We start from the raw sequence: 588 nt of genomic DNA on the forward strand, positions 1-588 counted from the left end.
TATGATTCCTGGGCGGTGCTGGAGTGGGAGTGCTGCCTGAAGCATCCGGAGGATGGTGCGGCCGAAGGCGCGCCTTTCATCGAGCACCACATCATCCGGGTGACGGAAAAGGCATTCGACGACTTCGCCGCTGGCACCACCGACAAGAAGTTGCTGCGCGCCATGATGGGAATCTAGCTCGATTTTCCCTCCCCTTCGCGGGGAGGGTGGCCCAAAGGCCGGGTGGGTCGGTTCACACCGCGCTCTGCCTCAACGACCCCACCCGATCCGCTGCGCGGATCGACCTCCCCTCAAGGGGGGCAAGCAACAGCGAGGAGCAAGATATGGTCGGCGCATCGAAGTCGGAAACGGGAGGCGGCCCGATCCGCTACGGCATGGTCGGCGGCGGGCAAGGCGCCTTCATCGGCGCGGTGCATCGGATCGCGGCGCGGCTGGACAACGAGTTCGTGCTGGTTGCCGGCGCTTTGTCAGCCGACCCGGCCCGTGCCAAGGCCTCGGCGGCCGAACTGGGGCTCGACCCCTCACGCAGCTACGCATCCTATGCCGAGATGGCCAAGGCCGAGGCGAAGCGCCCCGACGGCATCGAAG

Annotated in this window: 2 pseudogenes; both read left to right on the plus strand. The window is 66.5% G+C overall.

Annotated features, from left to right (window positions below):
- Positions 1–177 (plus strand): annotated as a pseudogene (locus ENZ74_RS33755) (sugar phosphate isomerase/epimerase); the annotation flags it as partial.
- Between the two features lie 146 nt (positions 178–323).
- Positions 324–588, plus strand: a pseudogene (locus ENZ74_RS33760) (Gfo/Idh/MocA family oxidoreductase); the annotation flags it as partial.

This window comes from Mesorhizobium sp. M7A.F.Ca.CA.002.15.2.1 (assembly GCF_003998715.1).
Lineage (GTDB): Bacteria > Pseudomonadota > Alphaproteobacteria > Rhizobiales > Rhizobiaceae > Mesorhizobium > Mesorhizobium ciceri.